Source organism: Arthrobacter sp. Hiyo1 (genome assembly GCF_001263615.2).
Taxonomy (GTDB): Bacteria; Actinomycetota; Actinomycetes; order Actinomycetales; family Micrococcaceae; genus Arthrobacter.
This window is the reverse complement of record NZ_DF952469.1, coordinates 743,580-745,346: the sequence shown is the minus strand read 5'-3', so window position 1 is coordinate 745,346 and position 1,767 is coordinate 743,580. Positions and strand designations below refer to the sequence as shown.

The window sequence follows — 1,767 nt, the reverse complement described above, 5'->3', positions numbered from 1 at the left end:
CAAGAAGGTCGAAGAACGCGCGCTGGCCGTGAAGGTCAAGAACGGCACCGAGCCCGACGCCGAAATGGGCCCGGTCATCACCCCGGCTTCCAAGGAACGCATCGTGCGGATCGTCACCGAAGCCGAAGCCGCGGGCGCGGCGATGGTCGTGGACGGCCGCGATTTGGTGGTCCCCGGCCATGAAGAAGGCTTCTGGGTCGGCCCCACCGTGATCGACCACGTCACGGCCGAAATGACCGCATACACGGAGGAAATCTTCGGACCCGTCCTCGTCGTCGTCCGCGTCGAGGACCTCGATGAAGGCATCAAGCTGATCAACTCCAACCCCTACGGCAACGGCACCGCGATCTTCACCTCCTCTGGCGCGAACGCCCGCAAGTTCCAGCGCTCCGTCACCGTGGGCATGGTCGGCATCAACGTGCCCCTGCCGGTACCCGTGGCCTACCACTCCTTCGGCGGCTGGAAAGCCTCGCTCTTCGGCGACAAGCACATCTACGGACCCGAAGGCGTCTCCTTCTACACCCGCGGCAAGGTCATCACCTCCCGCTGGCCCGAACCCACCCACGCCTCCGGCGCCTCCTACAACTTCCCCTCCAACTAGTCGCCACCCGCTGACCTCTCCCACCCAACTGACTCGCTGTAGATGTCGTTTTGGGCCCTCATAACGACAACAAATGCGAGCTAGTTGGGCTGCGGCCCCCGGTGGGGAGCAATCAACGTTAAGGATTGAGCAATGACAGAGAACAAACTCATCATCGGCACGGCCCCGGACTCCTGGGGCGTCTGGTTCGCGGATGACCCCAAGCAGACCCCGTGGGAACGCTTCCTGGACGAAGTGGCTGAGTCCGGCTACAAGTGGATCGAGCTGGGCCCCTACGGATACTTGCCGAACGACCCTGCCCGCCTCGCCGAGGAGCTCAAGCAGCGTGACCTCAAGGTCACGGCGGGAACGGTCTTCACGGCCTTCCATCGCGGTGCCGCACAGTACGAGGAAGCCTGGGAGCCGGCACGCAAGGTGGCTGAGCTGACTGCAGCCATGGGCGGCGAACACATCGTGGTCATTCCGGCTATGTGGCGCGACGACGTCACCGGAGAGGCCGTGGAGAGCGGGGAGCTGTCCCAGGATCAGTGGAACGATCTGTTCGCCGGCCACAACCGCATGGGCAAGGTGTTGCTGGAAGACTTCGGCCTCAAGCAGCAATTCCACTCCCACGCAGATTCCCACGTCGGCGCCCAGTCGGATATCGAGCACCTGCTTGCCGAGACCGATCCCCAATACCTGAACCTGTGCCTGGACACCGGGCACGCGGAATACTGCGGAGCCTCTAGCCTGGAACTGATCAAGAACTACCCGGACCGTATCGGCTACTTGCACCTGAAGCAGATCAACCCGGATGTCCTGAAGAAGGTCAATGAGGAAAACATGACCTGGGCGGCAGCCAACCTGGCCGGCGTCATGACCGAACCGCCGAACGGCCTGCCGGATCTTCGCGCCGTCATCGAAGCCGTTGAAGGACTTAACCGCCCGATCTTTGGCATTGTGGAACAGGACATGTACCCCGTGGCCTTCGACGTCCCGATGCCCATCGCCAAGCGCACCCGAAACTACCTGCTCTCGTGCGGCTCCCGCACGACTGTCAACTAACGCTGCCTCTCAAGCACAAACAACCAAGGACAGAAACAATGACTGACATTCTCCGCGTGGCCGTCATCGGCGCAGGCCGCATGGGCGCCGACCACATCAAGCGGCTCAGCACCCGCATCCAC

2 protein-coding genes are annotated in these 1,767 nt (G+C 62.7%); both read left to right on the top strand.

The genetic code is table 11. The features are described from left to right. Positions 1–601 (top strand): aldehyde dehydrogenase family protein (locus AHiyo1_RS07755; RefSeq protein WP_113990591.1); only part of this gene is annotated, 601 nt, incomplete at its 5' end. A gap of 132 nt (positions 602–733) precedes the next feature. Continuing rightward, the gene (locus tag AHiyo1_RS07750) at positions 734–1,645 is read left to right on the top strand and encodes a sugar phosphate isomerase/epimerase family protein (protein ID WP_059388173.1); all 912 of its coding nucleotides are present in this window, start codon (positions 734–736) and stop codon (positions 1,643–1,645) included. The last annotated feature ends 122 nt before the right edge of the window (positions 1,646–1,767 follow it).